Genomic DNA, 21,987 nt, shown 5'->3' on the forward strand with positions numbered 1-21,987 from the left:
AAGAATTCAGTGCTTTTGAGATAAGTTTTACGTAGCATCTACAGTGACGAAGTCGCACAGCAAGCAAGGAAAACATGTATTAGTAGCAGGCTATTCTGATCATCTTTTGTTTTATTTAGAGTTAACCATGCTAAGAGCATAACAAGTCAGATAAAGTATATACAAAATAAAAACCTCCAAATCAGCTGCTGACTTGGAGGTTTATTTTTATATCAACTGTTCATACTTATTTGAAAACTACATATAGTTTTCGATACTTGGGCAAGAACACATGAGGTTCTTATCGCCATAAGCATCGTCAATACGAGCAACACTTGGCCAGAACTTATGAGCACGTACATAAGGCAATGGGAATGCGGCAACATCGCGGCTGTATGGATGCGTCCACTCGCTATTGGTGACCATAGCGGCAGTATGCGGTGCATTGACAAGTGGGTTATCTTCTAGCGTCCAGTTGTCCTCGCCTGCTTTGGCTTTCATCGCTTCAGCTTTGATAGATTTTAGCGCACTGATAAAGCGATCTAACTCTTCTTTAGATTCAGATTCAGTTGGCTCAATCATCAGAGTGCCAGCCACTGGGAAGCTCATGGTTGGTGAATGGAAACCATAATCCATCAAGCGCTTGGCAATATCGCTTTCGCTGATGCCAGTTTCTTCCTTTAGCGGACGAATATCGATAATACATTCGTGCGCGACGCGACCATTTTTGCCAGCATATAACACAGGGTAATGATCTTTTAATTGCGCGGCAACATAATTAGCATTCAATAGCGCAAGCTCAGTGGCTTTAAGCAGACCATCACGGCCCATCATGGCAATATACATCCATGAAATTGGTAAAATGCTGGCTGAGCCATAAGGCGCTGCCGATACGGCAGAACAGTCTTTTTGGGCATTATGTACAGGGCTTAGCGTATGGTTGGCCATAAATGGTGCTAAATGTGCCTTCATACCGATAGGGCCCATACCAGGACCACCGCCGCCATGTGGGATACAGAAGGTTTTATGCAAGTTCATATGTAGGACGTCTGCACCGACATCCGCAGGCTGCATCATGCCGACCTGCGCATTCATATTGGCACCATCCATATAGACTTGGCCGCCATGTTTATGAATCAAATCACAAATATGACGGATACCTTCTTCGAACACACCATGCGTCGACGGGTAAGTAATCATCAATGCACCTAGATTGGCGCTATGCTCCTCACATTTAGCGGTCAAATCTTCGATATCAACGTTGCCATTTTCATCCGTTTTGACCACGACGACTTGCATGCCCATCATCATGGCAGTCGCAGGGTTGGTACCGTGCGCTGACATTGGAATGAGACAGACATCACGATTGGTCTCGCCCAATGATTCATGATAGCGGCGAATCGCCAGTAGGCCAGCATATTCACCTGACGCACCAGAGTTTGGCTGCATAGACACATCATCAAAACCAGTAATGGCTTTGAGTTGGTCTTGTAGGCTATCAATCATGTCAATGTAGCCGGTGACTTGATCGCGCGGTGCAAATGGATGCACATTGGCAAATTCAGGCCACGTAATCGGTAGCATCTCACTGGTTGCGTTCAGTTTCATGGTACAGCTACCGAGTGAAATCATACTGCGGTTCATCGCCAAATCTTTGTCTTCGAGCGATTTTAAGTAGCGCAGCATCTCATGCTCGGTATGATGCGTGTTAAATACCGGATGGGTTAAGATGTCGTCGGTACGTAAATGTGCACTATCAAGTGACAGGCTAGCAGTCTCAGGCAAATCATGCGACTTACTCACGAACAGTTGGGTTAACACCGTAAAGTCTTGCTGATCACTGGTTTCACTAAAGGCGACACACAGTTTGTTATCATCGAGACGCCATAAGTTATAACCAACATTGTCCGCATTTTCAAAGATTTGCGTCGCCAGTTTTTCTGAACCGCAATCGATAACGACGGTATCAAAGAACTGATCATGTACCACGCTTAAGTTGCTGTCATTAGCTTCTCTAATGACATTGGCGAAGGCTGTGGCAAAAGCATGGATACGTGTGGCGATACGCTTCACGCCACCTGGACCATGATAAACTGCGTACATACCTGCTAGGTTCGCCAGCAATACTTGCGAGGTACAGATGTTTGAGTTGGCTTTTTCGCGGCGGATATGCTGTTCACGAGTTTGTAATGCCATACGTAATGCCGTATTGCCTTGCGAATCTTTTGAGACGCCAATGATACGGCCAGGTGCTGAGCGCTTGGCTTTATCAGAGAACGCAAAATAAGCGGCATGTGGACCACCAAAGCCCATTGGGATACCAAAGCGCTGAGTGCTACCTAACGCTACGTCTGCGCCCATATCGGCTGGTGATTTTAGTAATACTAAGCTCATGATGTCACTGACGACGCTGACGTAGGTTTTGTTTTTCTTCACCGCAGCGATGACGTCGGTTAGGTCTTTTACATCGCCCTCAACACCGACGTATTGGAATAATGCCCCAAAATAATCACCTGATTTAGCGGTTTCAAAATCACCAACGACCACTTCCCAACCAAAATACTTGGCACGAGTATTGATGACATCTAAGGTTTGTGGATAAATGCGGTCATCAACAAAAAACTGATTTGATTTGCTTTTGCTCACCCGCTTTGACATGGCCATGGCTTCAGCAGCAGCAGTGGCTTCGTCAAGTAACGATGCCCCAGCCATTTCTAGACCAGTCAAATCGATACAAACTTGCTGGAAGTTAAGTAAGGCTTCTAGACGACCTTGAGCAATTTCCGCTTGATAAGGGGTGTAAGCGGTATACCAACCTGGATTTTCAAGCACATTACGCTGAATAACCGCAGGCATACGTACAGGTGAATAGCCTTGACCGATGTAGCTTTTATTAACGGTGATATTATCTGCCATGGCGCGCAATTTAGCCAACGCGGCGTGCTCACTCATCGCCAGTGGCAAGTCTAAGTCTTTGTGCAAGCGTACGGGCTCAGGCACCGTATCATTGATAAAGCTCGCCATGTCTTTATAACCAATTGTACTGAGCAGATCAGCTTGTTTGGTCTCATTTGAGCCTAAATGACGATAGACAAATTCAGCTTCGTTAAATAAACCTTGAAAGGTATCAAACGTTGGGTTTTGAGAGATAGTCATGACAGTCCTTGGTTAAGGGAGTAATAAAGGGATTGACTTAAATAAAATAACGTTAGGGTTAATTAAACGTAATGGACAAACTGTTCTTGGTCAAAGCGGAACTGGCTACTGTAAATGCCATTGTCAGCGCGTTCGCCAGCACCAATCATCATAATGATGTGCTGATCATCGCTTAAACCTAACAGGCGCTTCATGGCAGGCTCATCGAAGCCGCCCATCGGACAGCTATCAAAGCCGTGCGCACGTAGTGCCAGCATTAAGTTTTCAGCAGCCAGTGCCGTATTGTTGGTGGCCCAGTTTTTGGTGTCTTCGAAAGTATAGTAAGGTGACTTGATCGGCCCTTTTACCCGTCTAAATACTTGAGTAGCACTCCATTTTGCCGCTGACACCACGTTGGCTGGCCCTCGCAAAAAGTCCATGGCGACGACTTTGGTGTAGTAGTCTTTGACTTTTTTGGGCACTGGCGATTCAGGATATTCACGTAAGATTTGCTGGGCGTGATCTTGCCAGATATCCGTACGCGCAACGACCGCAATCAAGCGCGCTGCCGTTTTTGCCGCATTTTGATTCATGCAGTTTTTGACCGTACGTTTGCGCTTATCCGCATCATCGATCACATAAAATTCCCACGGCTGTAGATTGCTCGAGTTCGGCGCTAGCATGGCCAAACGCAGACAATCTGCTAACACATCGTCAGGTATCAGTGTGTCAGTAAAGCGACGCACGGAACGGCGTGACTCGACCACTTCACGAAACGCTTGCAGCTGCGGTGTGTGTTTGGGTGTGGCAATATTGTCGTTGTTATCAGAGTTGGAAGTCATATTAGGATCCATGCTGGGGATTAAGTGATCAACTCGGTCAGTATTGAGTGTGTCTGCTCAATAGCGTCTGACAAGTGATTGATATGAATAAATCAGATAGCGATTAGACGTAATAAATTGAGCGATAAGTGTTTTGGGAAAAAGCGGTCAGATACCAGCTGATGCCAATATCTGTCATAGTAAATTATATTTTTCTAGTTGTATTTTTAAGTTACATTTTTTTAGATTACAAATAGCGGTATTTCAGTTCAGTCAAATACCGCTTTCAAGCGAGAGAATAAGAATCAGATTATAGAATCGATTCAATTTAAAAGTGGTACAAGGCAACCGAATGCAGATGTATAGATCATACTTCAAGCGAGGTTAACGCTGTAACACTTTTATAGTGGATTGACTACAGCTCGTTTTCGTACTCATCAGCGGTTAGCAATGCTTCGTAATCAGCAATATTGTCAGGCTTCATTCTAAAGAACCAACCTTCACCGTATGGGTCAGAGTTGATGATTTCTGGATCATCTTCTAGTGCTTCATTGATGGCAACGACTTCACCTGAAATAGGCGCATAGACGTCAGAGGCAGCCTTTACAGACTCTACGACTGAGATTTCGTCATCAACGGCAATGGTATCGCCAACATCAGGAAGTTCAACAAACACCACGTCACCCAATAGGTCTTGAGCATGGTCAGTGATACCAACAGTGATAGTACCGTCGTCTTCTAGGCGTAGCCACTCGTGGCTGGCGATGTATTTTAGTTCTGCTGGGATATTGCTCATGGTCTCTCTCCTAAGTGATAGAGGATGGTTTACAAAAATAGTGGAAGCTAATAATAGAATTTATGATGACTAAGAGTCAAACTGCTGATTGCCATTACGGACAAACGGTAGTTTAAGGACGCGGACATCAGCGAACTTACCTTTGCCACGCAAATCGACCTGTACATTGTCATCATCTGATAAGCTGGCAGGGACACGGGCAATCGCAATCGAATTTTTTAGGCTAGGGGAGAAGGTACCACTGGTAATCACCCCAGTTTGTTCATTGTCCGTGCCTTGATTGATAGTCACACTCATACCTTCACGTAATACACCGCGCGTTGTCAATAGTAAGCCAACTTGCTTCATGGCGGTGTTGTCGTCTTTTGACTGCTGGCGTTTGCTGACTAAAGCTTCACGACCGACAAAATCACGCTCGTCTTTTAATGCGAGTGTCCAACCCATATTACATTCGTAAGGGCTAATGGTCTCGTCCATATCGTGACCATAGAGGTTCATACCGGCTTCCATGCGCAACGTGTCGCGCGCGCCAAGGCCGGCTGGCTTCACACCATTGACTTTTAATAATTCAAAGAATGCTGGAGCATCATCGCCATGCATAATCACTTCGACGCCATCTTCACCAGTGTAACCCGTACGAGCCACGAACCAATCAGCGCCTTCGATGTCTGTTAAGTCAGCACCAACGAAAGGCTTAAGTTCAGCCAACGTATCTGCCCAGCTAGGTTTAGCTTGTGCCAGTTTTGCAACCGCATTTGGTCCTTGCACGGCAATCATGGCAAGCTCTGGACGCTCAGTAATATTGATGTCAAAACCTTCGGCGACTTTTTCAAATTGTGCCATGTCTTTATCACGAGTAGCCGCGTTTGAGACGATACGATATTCGGTAGCCTCTTCATTCATTAAGTAAACGATTAGGTCATCAATGACGCCGCCTTGCTCGTTGAGCATGCCAGAATATAGCGCTTTACCGACGGTTTTTAGTTTATCAACATCATTGGCCAATAGTTTCTGTAGCCAAGCTTTGGCATCACCACCTTTGATATCAGCGACGACCATGTGTGAGACATCAAACATGCCAGCATCGGTACGCACCGCTTCATGCTCTTCGATTTGTGAACCGTAATGAATGGGTAATTCCCAACCAGAAAAATCCACCAGTTTGCCCTCACTATCGACGTGAGACTGGTAAAGGGGCGTGCGCTGCGGTGCTTGAGTATTTTGAGCGTGAGTTTCTTGAGAGTGGGTATCGGTCATAACAAATCCTTATGTGTACATCAGTCGTACTCGGTAGAGTAATGAGCGATGTGCAGTATCATAGTAGAGAGAAGCAATATTGCAGGGTGCAAGCATTGCAACCAAGGGCGGCACAGAAAATAAAGATAGAGCAATAAGCCAAACAAACGCTGAACGTCGGTTTAAGCAAAAGCCCTATCTGTCCTGTGACCTGAGATTTTCAACACGAATCATCATGGTTTTAAAGGCAGCTCTAAAAAATATATAAAGAGCTTGGCTTTAAAAGACCTATCACTGATGATAGCGTATTTTCTCCCCTTCGGTGGGTAAGACGTCGTCCGTCCTTACCGCTCTCCAGATTTGTTATGCCCAATGCTTGAGTATGTGATGCACAAATGATGGCATCACAGCAAACAAAGATGACATGTGCTTTTCAGTCCTTTTACCTGAGCGATTGGCAGGGTGGATGCGCCTTCGGTGGTCTGGTGGCAACGTGCAACGTGGTATGACCAATACGGTCTGATACAACAGTTGCGCCCGCAGACTCTCTCCTGAAAAACGCTTTTATTATGAAAGGTTCAGGGCACTTTTACAAGTCATCAACCGCATTAAAGTGCATAATTTTGTCGAAAACGACATTATTGTTAGAATAAACGGTCGAAGTATCGATAAGTTGAACGCTTTAGTCTTTATGACAGCGCATAATTTTGGCATGGTTTACCATAGCAGAACGTAAAGCGACTACTGAAATTTAGCGAAATTATGCTAACCTACGCCTATAGTTTCTGATAGGTGGTCCTTATGCATTGTGATATTTATAAATTTTCCAAACATGACGGTATGTATGTCTATATTGCTCGCCCTGATTATCCTGATGACACCGACGAGCTGAAGGACTGGCTTGGCGTGTTACCCAAAGATTTTCGTGCTGGTTTAGGTCGCAGTAAGTTTGTGATGCATCTAGATTTAGGGGCGACACCGACGCTTGCGCGCGTTGATAAAGCAGAGGTATTGGCAAAGTTACAAGCGCAAGGATACTTTGTACAGATGCCGCCACAAGACGTTATGCGCCGGCAAGCAGAGTTACGTGCACGCGAAGCGCAGGACAATATTTACGACTAACATGCTTTTTTGCAACGATTAATAGGCAAGTACACTTCATTCTTTTCTTTGAGTAAGCGATAAAAAAACAGGTCTCAGCAATGGGCAGCATGCTTTTTATTAAGAAGTCGTGATAAACTAGAACCTATCAAGCGTACATGTCGATGATGTATTCGGTCTTATTTTTAGTACGACAGAACGTACCATATAGCTATTGTAGCTACTGCTAGGCGCACAACGTCTTGCTAGGTTTATAAACGCAGGTAACTAAACACGCATGGACTGGTTAAAAAATATCGTAAACAGCTTACCGCTAGAAGCCATCAGTGATATTCTCGGTGAGATTACTATCTGGTGGGGACAGCTGGTAAAAGATGTGCCACCCGCAGACTTACCGATGTATGCGTATCTTGGTGGTGTCGTGATTGTGTTGGTATTATGGTTGTTGGTCGCTCGCATGCTACCACGGCCACTCGGTGGTATGAGCTGGATGATACTGTTTGCTGTGTTGTTGGCACCAGGCACCACCCTTGGCGATCCTAGTGTGATCGCGCCGGCGAGCATTGGTGTCGTCTATGCCATCATGATGAAGGATATGGCGGGCGCAGTTGCTAATATGCTACCGATACTGGTGGTGTTAGTGGTTGGCTTGTTTGTTGGTTTTGTCTGGCAACTTATTCGCGGCGCGTTTGAGTCAAGTTTGGACAAAGCACGCAGCCGTAGTGCAGAAGACACGCAGGCAACGGTTCAATTAACCACTGGCAATTATCTGACAGAAAATCCAAACCTCGTTGGACAGCCTGATAATGGCTCATTAGCGTCGCAGCCTAAAGCGGACGTCAATTTAAAAAAAGACAGCAAATTACCCAAAAAAACCGATCAGCTTTAACGGTAAAGTTGCCCTTATGAAGGTACTAGAGCTCTGAATAAGTAACAATCTGCATAAGCAATAATCTGAATAAGTAAAAAAAGACACCGGTGCGTGTCTTTTTTTATGTGAGCGTGTTCGTTTATCAATCCATGCCTAGATAGAGTAGTATGTTTGGATATTGGTGATAATTGCGAGCAACTGCGAACGCATGAGTATTTTGGCAATCAATCATGCTGTGCTAATCTAATTCATTATTTACCTTTCATCACTTGCCTTCTAATTCATTTAATTTATAACAATAACTGAGACTTGATTATGACCACGACTGACAAAACAAAGAAAAGCTTTACTGGCACGCAAAGCTATATTGCCACCGACGACTTGCAATTGGCAGTCAACGCGGCGATGACTTTGCAAAAGCCGCTACTCATCAAAGGGGAGCCGGGTACAGGTAAAACCTTACTGGCTGAAGAAGTGGCTGAAAGTTTGGGTATGCCGCTGATTACGTGGCATATCAAATCAACCACCAAGGCGGAGCAAGGGCTGTATGAATATGATGCCGTCTCGCGCTTGCGTGATTCGCAGTTGGGTGATGATAAGGTTTATGAGATTGGCAACTATATCAAGCCCGGTAAGCTGTGGGATGCCTTTACCAGTAACGAGCGCAGTGTGTTATTGATTGATGAGATTGATAAAGCCGATATCGAGTTTCCCAATGACTTATTGCATGAACTCGATAAGATGTCGTTTTATGTCTATGAGACAGGCGAGACCATCACTGCTGCACAGCGTCCGGTCGTTATTATCACCTCAAACAATGAAAAAGAGCTGCCCGATGCCTTCTTGCGTCGTTGCTTCTTTCATTATATCGACTTCCCAGAAGAGGACACTATGCGTCAAATCATCGACGTCCATTTCACTAATATTCAAGAAAAACTGGTCAATGATGCGCTCGATATCTTTTATAAGCTGCGTAATGTTCAAGGGCTTAAAAAGCCACCATCAACCTCAGAGTTGGTCGATTGGTTAACGTTGCTACTGGCTGACGATATGGCTCAAGCAGAGCTAGAAGAAAACCTGCGCGGTGAGAAGTCTATTCCGCCGTTATATGGTGCACTGCTCAAAAACGAAGCCGATGTCAATTTATTGCAGCGCTTTGCTAATATGATGCGTCGTTAAGCGACAGACCATTTGTCATGATTAAAGCTCATGATTGAAGCCCATAAAACGGCTTCATTCGTCACCATATCAGCCAATAAGTGATGCGACTCTTATGTTTATCAAATTGTTCTATACCTTACGTACTTACGGTGTGCCGGTCAGTACCCGTGAGCTACTTGACCTAAATGCCGCGTTAGATCAAGGGCTGATGATGCAGACGCATCCTGAAAATCCAGAGCTGTCCACCTTTGCCAGTCGTGAGGATATGTATCGGCTGATTCGGCTGTGCATGGTCAAAGACGAGCGCCACTTTGATAAGTTTGACCGCGCCATGTCAGATTATTTTGAAGGCGTCGACAGTCTCGATATGGATGAGCTGTTGGCCAAGCTGACGGACATTCCTAAAGAGTGGCTAGATCTCAAGCTCGATCCAAAAAATCTGACCGAAGAGCAGCGCCGATTGCTAAAAAAATATGGCTCGTTAGAGGAGCTGATGAAAGCGCTTGAAGAGCGTCTGAAAGAGCAAAAAGAGCGTCATCAAGGCGGCAGTAAATGGGTCGGCACTGGCGGTACGTCACCCTTTGGGGCCTATGGCGACCATCCAGAAGGAGTACGCGTCGGCGGTGAATCGCGTAAGCGTAGCGCAGCCAAAGTCTGGGAGCAGCGTAAATATCGCAATCTCGATGACGACAGTCAGCTTGGTACGCGCCAAATTCAGATGGCACTGCGTAACTTGCGTCAGTTTGCCCGCACCGGTAGCGCGGATGAGCTAGACATTCATGAGACCATCAAGCGCACCGCCAAAAAAGGCGTGCTCGATATTCATATGCAAGCTGAGCGGCGTAATCGTGTCAAAGTGCTGATGCTGTTTGATGTCGGCGGCAGTATGGATGTCCATGTCGAGGCTTTAGAGAAGCTATTTTCTGCGGCTAGAAATGAATTTAAAACCTTAGAGTTCTTTTACTTTCATAACTGTCTATACGACTATGTCTGGAAGGACAATAACCGTCGCCATAGTGCGCCGATGCCAACCTATGAGCTGCTCAATAAATACGGTCGCGAGTATCGCGTTATCTTCGTTGGTGACGCGTCGATGTCGCCATATGAGCTAATGACGGTCGGTGGTAGCGTTGAATATATGAATAATGAGGCAGGTATTGTGTGGTTGAAGCGGGTACTGGAGCATTTTGACAAGGTGGCGTGGCTCAATCCTGAAGCGCCTTCTTATTGGCAGTATACCCAGACCATCGTTGAGATCAAAAAAATCTTTGATAACAAGATGTACCCCATGACTCTGCACGGTGTTGAAGAGATGACCAACTATATGGCGCGCTAGTTATAGCGCAATCGTTTAGAGCATTATCCTGATTGCTCTAAAGAATAGTCGCCAACAGTATTATATTTGCATGTATAACAGACTCTAATCAAGCAGCCATTATAAGCTCATAATGGCTGCTTTTTTTGGCACAAAATAAGCGTCCGTTTGCAGCTTTGTTGGTTTTTACCAGAGTAGTAATCAGAGATACTTATTCTAAAAGCCTGTTACTTTAAAAACTTGTCACTCTAAAAGCCAATCATGCTAAAAATAACTGAAAATACTGATTCAGTATTGGTATGCGTAGACAAACATGATAAGATTCATTTTAAATATATCTTATAAAGATTTATGTCAGCCCTTCAATTAGAATTGCCAAAATGTTTGATTGATTTAGGCAATTCTAATCACCGCTGACAACTTAACTTTAACCTTATCCAAGCAATGTTATACATCACTAAGAGAGATATTATGGCTTCACCAAAAACGTTAGAAATCGTAAAAGCAACCGTACCCGTCCTTGAAGAACATGGGACAGCGATTACAACAGTATTTTATAAAAACATGTTTGAAGAGCATCCTGAGCTGTTGGACATATTCAACGAAACCAATCAAAAGCTAGGCCGTCAACAAACCGCGTTAGCGATGACAGTATTAGCAGCGGCAAAGCATTTGGATAAATTGGCGACGCTACTGCCACAGGTCACCCAAATCAGTCACAAGCATCGCGCGTTACAAATCTTGCCTGAGCATTACCCCATCGTTGGTAAGCACTTAATCGGTGCCATTAAAGAAGTGCTAGGCGAGGCTGCCAATGATGATATCATTACGGCTTGGACGGAAGCTTATGATGAGATTGCTTCGGTATTTATCCAGATTGAACATGGTATGTATGAAGAGGCGATGTGGCAGGGTTTTGCACCTTTTAAAGTGACTGAAAAGGTAGCGGCTGCCACGGATATCGCCGCCTTTACGGTTGTGCCAGTGAACGAGTATTCAGAAAGTACACAAAGTATTGACCTGAGTAAATTAAATCTAACCGCTGGTCAATATATCACGGTCAAAACAGATCCAAAGGCCAGCGACCATGTTGCCCTGCGTCATTATTCTTTGTACTCTGCCAGTACCGATACAGGCGTCCAGTTCGCTGTGAGACGCGACAACCGTAATGAGCATCACGGTTTGGTTTCTAACTATCTACATGATGATTTAGAAGTGGGTGATACCGTTCTATTGTCGGCACCGGCGGGCGACTTTGCGCTCAACCAAGAGCTGGTTGAGCAAAATGAGATTCCATTGGTATTGATGAGTGCTGGTGTTGGCGTGACCCCTGTATTATCCATGTTAGAAGCGCAAGTATTGACCAATCCGAAACGACCTATTATCTGGGTTTATGCCTGTCAAAATATCGCTCATCATGCTTTTTCTGATCAAGTTAGTAAGTTACTCGAACAGGCTGAGAGTGTAGAAAAGCATATATTTTACTTTGAGTCTGGGCAGTTATTGGATGCCGCGTGGCTTGCTACCTTGCCTAAGCCTGCTGATATCTATGTATGCGGCTCGATGCCATTTATGGAGAGCATGATTGATGGGTTAGTAGCATTAGATCATGGTGTCGATAGCGTCCACTACGAACCATTTGGCCCTAAGATGAGCTTGGGTGGCTAGTTTTTAGCTTGGTTTCGTTAATAGTTAGCTAGCTGTTACTGCTAGCCGACTATTGCCAGCAATAAAAAAGCACTTAGCATGAAATAATCACGCTAAGTGCTTTTTTAATCTTAGCTGAAAAAAAGAGTATCAGGGTACATTACTCTTTATTTTCAACCAATCCAATCATCACGCCCATCTCTTTTTTATCTTGCTTATCGATACTAGGCGCATACAATGCTGAGGCAATACCACCGTCTAAAAACAGCGCGTTTGAACAACCCAGCTCATCTTTAAATAGCTCTGCAAACTGATAAAAGGTTACAGGCTCATCGCTATTAACGAGCTGTATACCGCCATCACGGCAAACGCCTGCACCATTACGCAGTTTGATTGAGCTGCTATCAGGGTTGAACCGTGGGTGTATCTCGTTATTGATGACCAACATAGGACCCGATTGCGTCGCATACCAAGGCTGCACATCACCATTGTTTAGCTGCTCATTTAACGCATTACTTTCGGTGATTTGCACTGTGCCAGCTTTGTCCCACCACATAACCCCATTAGGTAATAGATGAAAATTACCGCCACCTTCTTTTGTATTTAGCGATTTGAGTTCTTTGCCTTCGATGACGGTATAGCCAATCGGCGCATAGTTTTCATTATACATGCCTGCATTCATTGCAAAGTTGAGACTCTCATTGTTCGGTAATGTGGCCAACAACGCATCAAAGGTTAGCAAAGGCTTATTGTTATCAGAAGATTGCCAAAACAGTTGTAATGAATAACGCTCGCTCGCTAACGCGGTAGCATCCACACGGCAAACACTATAAGTAAAAGGCGTGTCTTTAGTCTGGCACGACCAGCTATCGGTGTCGCTGCTAGCTGCGTCAGGATTTGTCTGCTGGCAGGCACTAAGGCCTAGCGTAAGCACTATCGTTGATAGGGATAAGGTAAAAATAGAACTTGGCATCAATCACGCGTCTTTTAATATACAAATTATTTAAGTTTGGTGGCTATCTACTGCTTAATTACACCTTCATTACTACTTTTTAAGAACAACGATTTAGGCGCTGAATCAATCGCTAGTAGGCGGGAAGTCACGGATTGTATTGTTCACATTACCAATTAATCGTCCACCATCGGTGAGATTGGTCAAGTGCTCAGAATTATACCCAGCGCTGTGTTCTGTTGGCGCGCCAGTTTCCTTGCCCTTATCACGCGAGTCTTTGTTATAAGCAATGAGTGCGTCATTATTGGCTAAGAAGCTATCAGGGTTTGCCATGACCCACATCTGGTTAAATACATCGGCACGGGCACTATGATCGAGCAATGCGCCTTTATCAGTAAAGTAGAAGAATTTGGATAACAGCTTAATCTGCCCATCGTCTAAGCGGCGTGCAATATGATACGGCTGTAATTGGCTAGGATGCTGTAAACCGACCGCACCTACGATACTGGCAAGCGATTTTAGCGTGTTTTTATGGAAACTTGCAACACGCTCAGCTTTACTAGGGACGTCGAGCGCCTTTTGACGATATGGATCTTGGGTAGCTACACCCGTTGGGCAAGTGTTGGTATGACAAGAGCGCGACTGAATGCAGCCAACCGCAAACATAAAGCCACGTGCTGAGTTACACCAATCGGCACCTAGCGCAATCATGCGCGCAATATCAAAGCCTGATACGATCTTGCCACTGACGCCAAGCTTAATTTTGTCACGAATACCTGCACCGACTAAGGTATTATGTACGAGCAAAAACCCTTCAACCATTGGCATGCCGACATTGTCCATAAACTCGACAGGCGCTGCACCTGTGCCGCCTTCTGCACCATCAATAACGATAAAATCAGGATAGTTATCCGCCTCTATCATCGCTTTGACAATCGCCATAAACTGCCATGGTTGACCAATACATAGCTTAAAGCCAACTGGCTTGCCGCCTGATAAATCACGTAGCTGCTGCCAAAAGGCGACCAGCTCGCGCGGGGTGCTAAATGCGCTATGCGAAGAGGGCGAAATGCAGTCTTGACCCGTAGGCACTTGGCGCGTGTCCGCAATCTCTTGCGTGATCTTGCTAGAGGGTAGGACGCCACCTTTACCAGGCTTGGCACCTTGTGAAAGCTTAATTTCAATCATCTTAACTTGCGGATCGACGGCTTTTTCAGCGAAAGACTGTGGATCAAAGTTGCCATCATTATCACGGCAACCAAAATAACCCGTACCCAACTCCCAAATCAAATCGCCACCGAACTTACGATGATAAGGGCTGATAGCGCCTTCGCCCGTGTCATGAGTAAATCCGCCCAATTTTGCGCCTTGATTGAGTGCCATGATAGCGTTCGCTGACAGGCTGCCAAAGCTCATTGCAGAGATATTGAATACCGACATATCGTGCGGCTGCTGACAACGCTCACCGCCTACCATGATACGGAAGTCTTTGTTCTCTAGTGGTGCACTGATGGTAGATTGCAAAAACCACTCTTTACCATGAGTATATAGATTGTCCAACGTACCAAAGGCATTGGTATCACTGACGTTCTTAGCACGTTGATATACTAGTGCACGCTGCTGGCGTGAAAACGGTACTTGTTCTTTATCGTCCTCAAGCAAGTACTGGCGTATCTCAGGACGGAAATCTTCCAACACATAGCGAATATGTCCAGCGACAGGGTAGTTGCTCAATATCGCGTGCTTGGACTGAATCAAGTCATAGATACCAAGCGCCACAGCCAAACCACCGATAACAATCAGCCACCAACTTACCAACAATAAACCCGCTAACAGAATTAAAATCGCCGCGCCAAACGTGCTATAGCGAAGTAATAATCCGATAAAATACGGCGAGCTGGTTTTGGGTTCAGGGTTCAGATTGGTACGAGATTCAGGCATAACGAGGCTCAATAGTAATGATTGATATAGATAAGATGCTTACATTTGTCGCGTACATCATACACGCATGAGGTCATTACGTCGGTATCAATGGGTAACAGCTTGCCAAAATCACTTTCATTAGGAGCGGCATTAGTTCGATTGCACAAATAAGTAATGACAGTATATGCAATAAAGTGATTAAAAATAGCCCATATGTTACTTTAAACAGCAAAACCATCGAGCAGGGTAGCCATAATATTTTAATAAAATATCTAGATGAAGACATGCTGACAACTATTGATCCATTTGATGCGGTGCAATTGGCATATGTGATTGAGGTTTGTATCAACCATAGAAACCAAGCGGCGGCTGGGCGCTATCTGTACGCCAACTCCAGAACTCAGCTGAAAAGCAATAACGACAGCGACCGACTGCGTAAGTATCTGCTAAAGTTTGGGCTGAGGTTTGATGGGTTAAAACGATAATATTAAAAAGGATAAGACATGAACAACACAGGATTTGTGGCAGGGACTTTGATTCTTACAGACAAAGGTTTAGTGCCAATTCAAGATATCAAAGTGGGCGACTTAGTTTTATCAAAGCCTGTACTCTCCAAGCCTGAAGATGGTAGCGGTGACATAGAGTATAAGCCAGTGCTCAAGACCTTTGTGCATAAAGACAAAGAGATGTGGATCGTGCGTTTAGAGAAAAATAATACTTCGCCTTATAGATTAAAACCAGATGATGAAAATTTTGATATTCACAACTATCTGCTTGTCGATGAAAAAATTCAAGCAGCTAGTCCCATTAGTCATTTTCTAGCGACGCCCAATCACCCTGTTTGGGTCGTTGGTGCCATGGAAAACCCACAGGAAGATATTGATTTCTATGATCAGCCTCACTTTAAACGTGTGGACGAACTACAGCAGTATGAAATTGCTGTGAATACCGATGGCGTGATGTATACCGTTGAGCGTGTGCAACCTACCTATCAAGTCGCTAATGATAATTTAGAATTCAATCCAAATCATTACTGGTATCAAGAGCACTATCATGAGGGTTACTACGATGATTATGTGCAAGATGCCGAAGCGCATATGCTCGACTACAGTGAGGCAGAATATAAGGGTACGGGCTATGTTAAAGACGTCAGCTATTACCAGCAACACGGTTATCTCGACATTGGTATCAAAGACGAAAAAGGTAAAATACTGATAACGAACCACTTAAAGGATAATCAAGGCGCGCCTATCCCTTATAACGCAACCGTCTATAACTTTGAGGTGGCAGACAATCATACCTACTTCATTGGTCGAGCAGGACTATGGGTGCATAACACCAATGTGGTCAACCAGTCCCATAAATAATAAAAACAGTAAAAGGAAAGCTAATGACCAATTCAGGGTTTGTCGCGGGAACGATCGTCCATACGGATAGAGGTCTAGTGCCGATTCAGGATATTAAAGTAGGTGACTTAATTTTATCAAAGCCTGTACTCTTCAAGCCCGAACAGGGTAGTGGTGACATAGAATATAAGCCTGTCATAAGTACCTTTACATCCCCGAAAAAGGAAAGAATCTTTAAAGTTGAATACTTTAACGAAACGGTAGCCAAGCAAGGTGAGAAGGGTAGAAACTATATCTTATGTACCAGCAACCACCCATTTTGGGTAACTCGCCAGCCTGAAGGCACGGAAGGTGAATGGTTGTCGGCGGAGCGTTTACCAGCTGGATATCTAACGTCTGCTCATGGTGATACGATTGCGCTAGATGATTACTCGTTTATACCTGTGCGTACTTTACCGAACTACCCTGAAGGCTGTGCTTATACTCAAAGTATCGAAGAGCATGGCATGTGGGAAACAGATGGCCTGATTCAGTTTGTGAAATTTACGGATAGTGGCTATCAGTTTGTCAGTTTAGCCAATACAGAAGAAGCGTTCAAAGAAGAAATTAAAACACTTAATTGGAAAACCTCTGATGCCAAGTTGCTCATCAATGAAAAGGCACCCTTTATTATAGACTCTGATCTTTATAAAACATTGAATGTCCGCTTAGTTCAAGATATGACTCCGTCCGCTCATTCTTTAGAGCGTTATATTGAGTTTGTAAACGCTCCGTTAATGTATGAAGGTAGGATAGTAAGAGAAAATAAGATTACCAATAAAAAGTCTCATGAAATAGCGCTATATACTATTGATAAATATGGTGATGCAACAGGATTATCAGAAGATAGTATTCACGAGCAGATGCGACGCTATAACGATGTCTGCCCCAATCCTTATGAAGACCATGTCTATAACATAGAAGTTGCGGACCATCATACGTATTTCGTCGGGCATGATGCGGTGTGGGTACTGGACGCTAAAGAGCCAGCCAATTAACCAGCTCTTTAGTTTATATCAATAGAAAAATTATGACTGGCTGGAAGGCTTATATCTTCACCATATTACTGTTTTAAACCCCACCACCAATCCGCTCCGCTAATGCCTGCAACTTAGGCACTATCATTGCCGCATAGTCGTCCGCTTTCCAGTTAGCACTTGGCACACTGGCATTCAGCGAATAAGCATAGTGTCCCGTTGCGACATCAAATACCCCAACCGCGACTGCTAATATGTCAGTAGAAAACTCCCCATCAGACACGGTATAGCCGTATTTTTCATAATGCTCTGCCGCGCTGGTTAGGGCTGTTTGCGCATGGTCGAGTTCTTTAGCAGATAAATTTTCTTGTAGATTACTAATGATGACCGCCTGTCTCGCTTGTGAGCTTACCGCATAAAAAGCACGTCCGATAGCAGTGCGTGCCACAGGGACGGCTGAGCCAACTTGCAAGTTGACTGATAGTCGAGCAGGGCTGCGGCAGCAGGCGTGATAGCGCATTTCTCCTTCGACTTCGGTTGCCAAATTCACCGATACTTCATTCTCACTGGCGAACTGCCTTAATAATGGTTCAGCCGCTGCCACCATGTCATGACGACTCCATGCGGTCGCACTGAGACGTACCGCACTACTGCCCAGTTGATACTGTCCGTGCTCAGTGACACGTAAAAAACCAAGCGTAGTCAAAGTATGGATAAGGCGAGTAATGGTTGCTTTCGGTAGTTCGGTCATCTGACATAGCTGTTGATGGGTGAGCCGCTCATGGTGCTCAAAAGCCGCCAGTATGATCAGTCCCCGTCCCAATGCCGTCACAAACTGTCGGTCATTCTCTTCCTTGTTTTGACTCATTGTTGTATGCATGCGTTCGAGTAGTGGAGTAACTGTTGATAAGGGTTTTGTCATTTTATACTCATATTTTTTTGATAAAGGTTTACAACGCGGCTAAATTTTGCTTAAATAGTTTTATATTATGAAACTAAGTTTCGCACAGCGGAATTAAGAAGTCAATATCTTACTAAGTTAGTTCATATCTCATTCATTACTCGTCGGTCAGGATGACTGACACCAAGGAGCTCCACATGGCAACATCTACTAGCCCACGTTTTGATTGGGAAGATCCTTTTTTATTACGCGATCAGCTGACTGACGAAGAGCGCATGGTCACTGAAAGTGCTCGTCAGTTTTTTCAAAAAGAGCTGATGCCTGGTATTTTAGAGGCCAATCGCAACGAGAACTTTGATCGTAATATCATGCGCCAAATGGGTGAGATGGGCTTACTTGGGGTGACGATTGAAGGTTATGGCTGTGCCGGTTTGTCTAGTGTCGCTTACGGCTTGATTGCCAAAGAAATTGAAGCGGTTGACTCGGGCTATCGTTCAGCGATGAGTGTACAGTCAAGCTTGGTCATGCATCCTATTTGGGCGTACGGCACCGAAGAGCAAAGAGAGCAATATTTGCCGAAGCTGGCTTCAGGCGAATATGTCGGCTGCTTTGGTCTGACTGAGCCAGATTCCGGCTCTGATCCTTCATCGATGTCGACTCGTGCGCGTGCAGTGGATGGCGGTTATGAGCTGACGGGTAATAAGATGTGGATTACCAACAGTCCTATCGCGGATGTGTTTGTGGTGTGGGCAAAAGATGACGCTGGTGATATTCGTGGTTTTATCTTAGATAAAGGCATGAAAGGCTTATCAGCGCCGAAGATTGAAGGGAAGTTCTCACTGCGTGCATCAGTCACGGGCGAGATTGTCATGGACAAAGTGTTCGTTCCCGAAGCCAATGCCTTCCCAGATATCCGTGGTCTAAAAGGGCCGTTTGGTTGCTTAAATAAAGCCCGTTACGGTATCGCTTGGGGCTCAATGGGCGCGGCTGAGTTTTGCTGGAAAGCGGCTCGTCAATACACGCTAGATCGCAAGCAGTTTGGTCGTCCGCTAGCCGCGACGCAGCTCGTGCAGTTGAAGCTTGCCAATATGCAAACTGAAATCACGTTGGGTCTACAGGCAGCGCTACGTGTTGGGCGTCTGATGGATGAAGACAATGCAGCGCCTGAGATGATTTCGCTGATTAAGCGTAATAACTGTGGTAAAGCGCTGGATGTCGCGCGTATCGCTCGTGATATGCATGGCGGTAACGGTATCTCTGATGAGTATCACATCATCCGTCACGTCATGAACCTAGAGGCGGTCAACACTTATGAAGGGACGCATGATATTCATGCGCTCATCTTAGGTCGTGCACAGACGGGTATTCAAGCGTTCTTTTAAGCGTTTTTAATTGATACAACTGTATTTTGTGACGTACGTTATTGTTTTGCTTTTTACGAAGCAGTTATAGGCAGTAGCGTACGTTTTTCAGTTGTTCTTCATGATTTAACCGTTAAGCGGCTAAATGATGCAGAACAGTTTTATGATCAAAAAACCAAAGGATACGCTACAAAATAAGGGATGATTATGACTGATAGAGCTAATATGCCAGAGGGCGCGTTGCATGGTATCAAGGTACTGGATTTATCGAGAGTATTGGCGGGCCCTTCTTGCACACAAGTACTTGCTGATCTGGGCGCAGAAGTCATAAAAGTTGAGCGTCCACATATCGGCGATGAAACGCGTCATTGGGCGCCGCCAAAATTCAGCGATGACACTTCCGCTTATTACGCTACTATTAACCGCAATAAAAAATCGCTTACCGTCGATATTACTAAACCGGCAGGACAGGCCATTATCAAACAGCTCATTGCTGATAGCGATATTGTCGTTGAGAACTTTAAGGTGGGTGGTTTAAAGAAATACGGCTTAGATTACGACAGTTTAAAACAAGCCAATCCACGTCTGATTTATGCGTCATTGACGGGTTTTGGTCAGACAGGTCCCGACGCCAAGCGCCCCGGTTACGACTATATTATTCAAGGGCTATCAGGACTAATGAGTATTACTGGGCCAAGCGACGGCGAACCGCACAAGGTTGGTGTGGCCGTCGTTGATTTGTTTGCAGGCTTGCAGCTGACCATTGGTATTCAAGCGGCACTGCTGGCACGTCAGCATACCGGATTTGGACAACATGTCGATGTAGCATTGCTTGACAGTGCACTGGCGATGTTAGCGAACGTCGGTATGAATCATTTAGCCTCAGGTGATGTACCGCCAAGACTGGGTAATCAGCATCCCAATATCGTGCCTTATCAAGTGTTTGCTGGTCAGGGGGAGGCGCACTTTATCTTAGCCTGTGGTAATGACAGCCAGTTTGCCAAGCTTTGTGACGTATTGGGTATTGATTGGCATAGCGACAGCCGCTTTACGACCAATCCGCAACGCGTTGCCAATCGTGAGCTGCTATGTAATGAGCTGGCCAAAAAGTTCGGCGAGCAACCACGCAACTATTGGTTAGAGGTATTGGATCAAGCAGGCATTCCGTGCGGTGCTATTCATAACGTGGCCGAAGCTTTAGCCATGCCGCAAGCATTGGCACGCGAGATGATTGTTGATTTTAGTGAGCAGGGTAGTCCTGTTAGAGCACTGGGTAATCCCATTAAGCTTTCTGCATCACCTGTCAGCTATCGTACGCCGCCACCGCAATTGAGCGAGCATACCGATAGCACGCTTGCTGATTTGGGTTACGACAGCGAGATGATTGCCAAGCTTAAAGCGGATGGGATTGTTTAGTTAATGGCTCATTTGACTGTTTGAGACGTTTATTAAACAGCTAAGCCAAATGCTCCTCTTTAAAACCCAAACGCTGCTCAATTTGCTGTGCCAATTCAATCAGCACAGCACTGACCTCAGCATACTTAGACTCGTACTCTGCCTGCAAAAAGCTAACCGCCATACCTGCAACGGCATTGCCTGACGCATTGCGAATATAAGTACCCAAGCAGTACATACCTTCGCGTAATTGCCCGTCATCGAGTGAGATACGACTGTCATGAATGGCGGCCATCTCAGTAGATAAGTCCGCAAAGTTATCGACACCGTTTGGCGTCAGTGGTTCAGGGAAGATACCTTCGTACAAGGATTCGATGGTTTGGATGGAGAGCGTAGACAACATCGCTTTGCCAGTCGCTGAAAATACCGCTGGCACGCGCACACCAGCACGGAAGGTAAAGCCGAGCGGGGCAGGCGCTTCATGACAGGCCAAAAATACTACTTCGCCCAAGTCAAGTTTGGATAAGGTAACGGTATGCTGCATGAGTATAGGATACTGCACGATGAGGTCTTTAAATAGCTGGATGACGCCTTGCTGCTGCTCATACTTGCCGGCCCAATACATCAGATAGGAGCCTAAATGAAAGCGGCTGTCGCTATCTTTATAGATGACATGCTTGGCCAGCAAGCTTTGCAAAATGTTATGGGTTGAACTGCGCGGCAGCTTTAATTGCTTGGCGATATAAGCGGCAGTCAAGGGCTGTTGACTTGCTGTAATCAAATCTAAAATCTGAAAGGTTTTGTCCAATGCTGGAACGGCCGTTGTGCTCATAAGTCGCCTATAAAAAAGTAAAAACAAAAATAGTTAAGAGAATACTCAAAATAATCTGAATAAAGGTTGCAAATAGTGACGTATCATTCTTATAATGACGTCTCATATATAGAATTAATGTTCAGTATATTGAACAAAATACAGATGAGCAATAATTATTACTGACTGATCGTTTTAATTTTTAGTCTCTTATAATGAG

At 45.0% G+C, this 21,987-nt stretch carries 18 protein-coding genes and 2 riboswitches; of the genes, 10 read left to right on the forward strand and 8 right to left on the reverse strand.

Features of this window, described 5'->3' with window-relative positions:
- Window positions 1–237: 237 nt before the first annotated feature.
- From gcvP to gcvT, 4 genes are all read right to left on the reverse strand, one after another.
- Entirely contained in the window at window positions 238–3,135 is a 2,898-nt protein-coding gene (gene gcvP, locus CXF65_RS11385; RefSeq protein ID WP_101212114.1) for an aminomethyl-transferring glycine dehydrogenase, read from the reverse strand.
- 62 nt (window positions 3,136–3,197) lie between these two features.
- On the reverse strand, window positions 3,198–3,956 hold the full coding sequence (locus tag CXF65_RS11390; RefSeq protein ID WP_025651272.1) for a nitroreductase family protein: 759 nt from the start codon (window positions 3,954–3,956) through the stop codon (window positions 3,198–3,200).
- A gap of 394 nt (window positions 3,957–4,350) precedes the next feature.
- Window positions 4,351–4,731 (reverse strand): glycine cleavage system protein GcvH, encoded by a 381-nt coding sequence (gene gcvH / locus CXF65_RS11395; RefSeq protein ID WP_025651271.1) that lies wholly within the window; start codon window positions 4,729–4,731, stop codon window positions 4,351–4,353.
- A 69-nt stretch (window positions 4,732–4,800) separates the two neighbouring features.
- Entirely contained in the window at window positions 4,801–5,988 is a 1,188-nt protein-coding gene (gene gcvT, locus CXF65_RS11400; protein WP_101212115.1) for a glycine cleavage system aminomethyltransferase GcvT, read from the reverse strand.
- Between the two features lie 168 nt (window positions 5,989–6,156).
- A riboswitch (glycine riboswitch) is annotated at window positions 6,157–6,335 on the reverse strand.
- Between the two features lie 56 nt (window positions 6,336–6,391).
- Window positions 6,392–6,531, reverse strand: a riboswitch (glycine riboswitch).
- A 237-nt stretch (window positions 6,532–6,768) separates the two neighbouring features.
- Here gcvT and CXF65_RS11405 point away from each other — a divergent pair.
- The 5 genes from CXF65_RS11405 to CXF65_RS11425 all read left to right on the forward strand — a co-directional run bounded on the left by CXF65_RS11405 (window position 6,769) and on the right by CXF65_RS11425 (window position 12,083).
- A complete protein-coding gene (locus CXF65_RS11405) occupies window positions 6,769–7,089 on the forward strand; it encodes a YcgL domain-containing protein (RefSeq protein WP_101212116.1) in 321 nt (106 codons plus the stop codon).
- A gap of 256 nt (window positions 7,090–7,345) precedes the next feature.
- Complete coding sequence (locus CXF65_RS11410) at window positions 7,346–7,957, forward strand: hypothetical protein (RefSeq protein ID WP_025651268.1); 612 nt, start codon at window positions 7,346–7,348, stop codon at window positions 7,955–7,957.
- Between the two features lie 297 nt (window positions 7,958–8,254).
- Window positions 8,255–9,118: an AAA family ATPase gene (locus CXF65_RS11415; protein WP_101212117.1), complete on the forward strand. Its 864-nt coding sequence runs from the start codon at window positions 8,255–8,257 to the stop codon at window positions 9,116–9,118.
- Window positions 9,119–9,212: 94 nt separating this feature from the next.
- Window positions 9,213–10,436 (forward strand): vWA domain-containing protein, encoded by a 1,224-nt coding sequence (locus CXF65_RS11420; protein WP_101212118.1) that lies wholly within the window; start codon window positions 9,213–9,215, stop codon window positions 10,434–10,436.
- 450 nt (window positions 10,437–10,886) lie between these two features.
- Window positions 10,887–12,083 (forward strand): globin domain-containing protein, encoded by a 1,197-nt coding sequence (locus tag CXF65_RS11425; protein ID WP_101212119.1) that lies wholly within the window; start codon window positions 10,887–10,889, stop codon window positions 12,081–12,083.
- A gap of 139 nt (window positions 12,084–12,222) precedes the next feature.
- On the opposite strand, the gene CXF65_RS11430 is transcribed toward CXF65_RS11425, so the two are convergent.
- On the reverse strand, window positions 12,223–13,035 hold the full coding sequence (locus CXF65_RS11430) for a phosphodiester glycosidase family protein (RefSeq protein WP_101212120.1): 813 nt from the start codon (window positions 13,033–13,035) through the stop codon (window positions 12,223–12,225).
- Between the two features lie 105 nt (window positions 13,036–13,140).
- Complete coding sequence (locus CXF65_RS11435; RefSeq protein ID WP_101212121.1) at window positions 13,141–14,955, reverse strand: FMN-binding glutamate synthase family protein; 1,815 nt, start codon at window positions 14,953–14,955, stop codon at window positions 13,141–13,143.
- Window positions 14,956–15,221: 266 nt separating this feature from the next.
- Here CXF65_RS11435 and CXF65_RS11440 point away from each other — a divergent pair, with 266 nt between their 5' ends.
- From CXF65_RS11440 to CXF65_RS11450, 3 genes are read left to right on the forward strand one after another with little or no spacing between them, the layout of a single operon-like run.
- The gene (locus tag CXF65_RS11440) at window positions 15,222–15,422 is read left to right on the forward strand and encodes a hypothetical protein (RefSeq protein ID WP_156915637.1); all 201 of its coding nucleotides are present in this window, start codon (window positions 15,222–15,224) and stop codon (window positions 15,420–15,422) included.
- 18 nt (window positions 15,423–15,440) lie between these two features.
- Window positions 15,441–16,304 (forward strand): hypothetical protein, encoded by an 864-nt coding sequence (locus CXF65_RS11445; RefSeq protein ID WP_025651259.1) that lies wholly within the window; start codon window positions 15,441–15,443, stop codon window positions 16,302–16,304.
- Window positions 16,305–16,327: 23 nt separating this feature from the next.
- The gene (locus tag CXF65_RS11450; RefSeq protein WP_101212122.1) at window positions 16,328–17,320 is read left to right on the forward strand and encodes a hypothetical protein; all 993 of its coding nucleotides are present in this window, start codon (window positions 16,328–16,330) and stop codon (window positions 17,318–17,320) included.
- A gap of 73 nt (window positions 17,321–17,393) precedes the next feature.
- Here CXF65_RS11450 and CXF65_RS11455 read toward each other — a convergent pair whose 3' ends face one another.
- Entirely contained in the window at window positions 17,394–18,221 is an 828-nt protein-coding gene (locus CXF65_RS11455; RefSeq protein ID WP_101212123.1) for an IclR family transcriptional regulator, read from the reverse strand.
- A 176-nt stretch (window positions 18,222–18,397) separates the two neighbouring features.
- Here CXF65_RS11455 and CXF65_RS11460 point away from each other — a divergent pair, with 176 nt between their 5' ends.
- Window positions 18,398–19,582: an acyl-CoA dehydrogenase gene (locus tag CXF65_RS11460; protein WP_101212124.1), complete on the forward strand. Its 1,185-nt coding sequence runs from the start codon at window positions 18,398–18,400 to the stop codon at window positions 19,580–19,582.
- A gap of 186 nt (window positions 19,583–19,768) precedes the next feature.
- A complete protein-coding gene (locus tag CXF65_RS11465) occupies window positions 19,769–20,977 on the forward strand; it encodes a CaiB/BaiF CoA transferase family protein (protein ID WP_101212142.1) in 1,209 nt (402 codons plus the stop codon).
- A 40-nt stretch (window positions 20,978–21,017) separates the two neighbouring features.
- On the opposite strand, the gene CXF65_RS11470 is transcribed toward CXF65_RS11465, so the two are convergent.
- Complete coding sequence (locus CXF65_RS11470) at window positions 21,018–21,788, reverse strand: IclR family transcriptional regulator (RefSeq protein ID WP_025651254.1); 771 nt, start codon at window positions 21,786–21,788, stop codon at window positions 21,018–21,020.
- Window positions 21,789–21,987: the final 199 nt, after the last annotated feature.

It is taken from the genome of Psychrobacter sp. Sarcosine-3u-12, from assembly GCF_002836005.1.
In the GTDB taxonomy this organism is placed as follows: domain Bacteria; phylum Pseudomonadota; class Gammaproteobacteria; order Pseudomonadales; family Moraxellaceae; genus Psychrobacter; species Psychrobacter okhotskensis.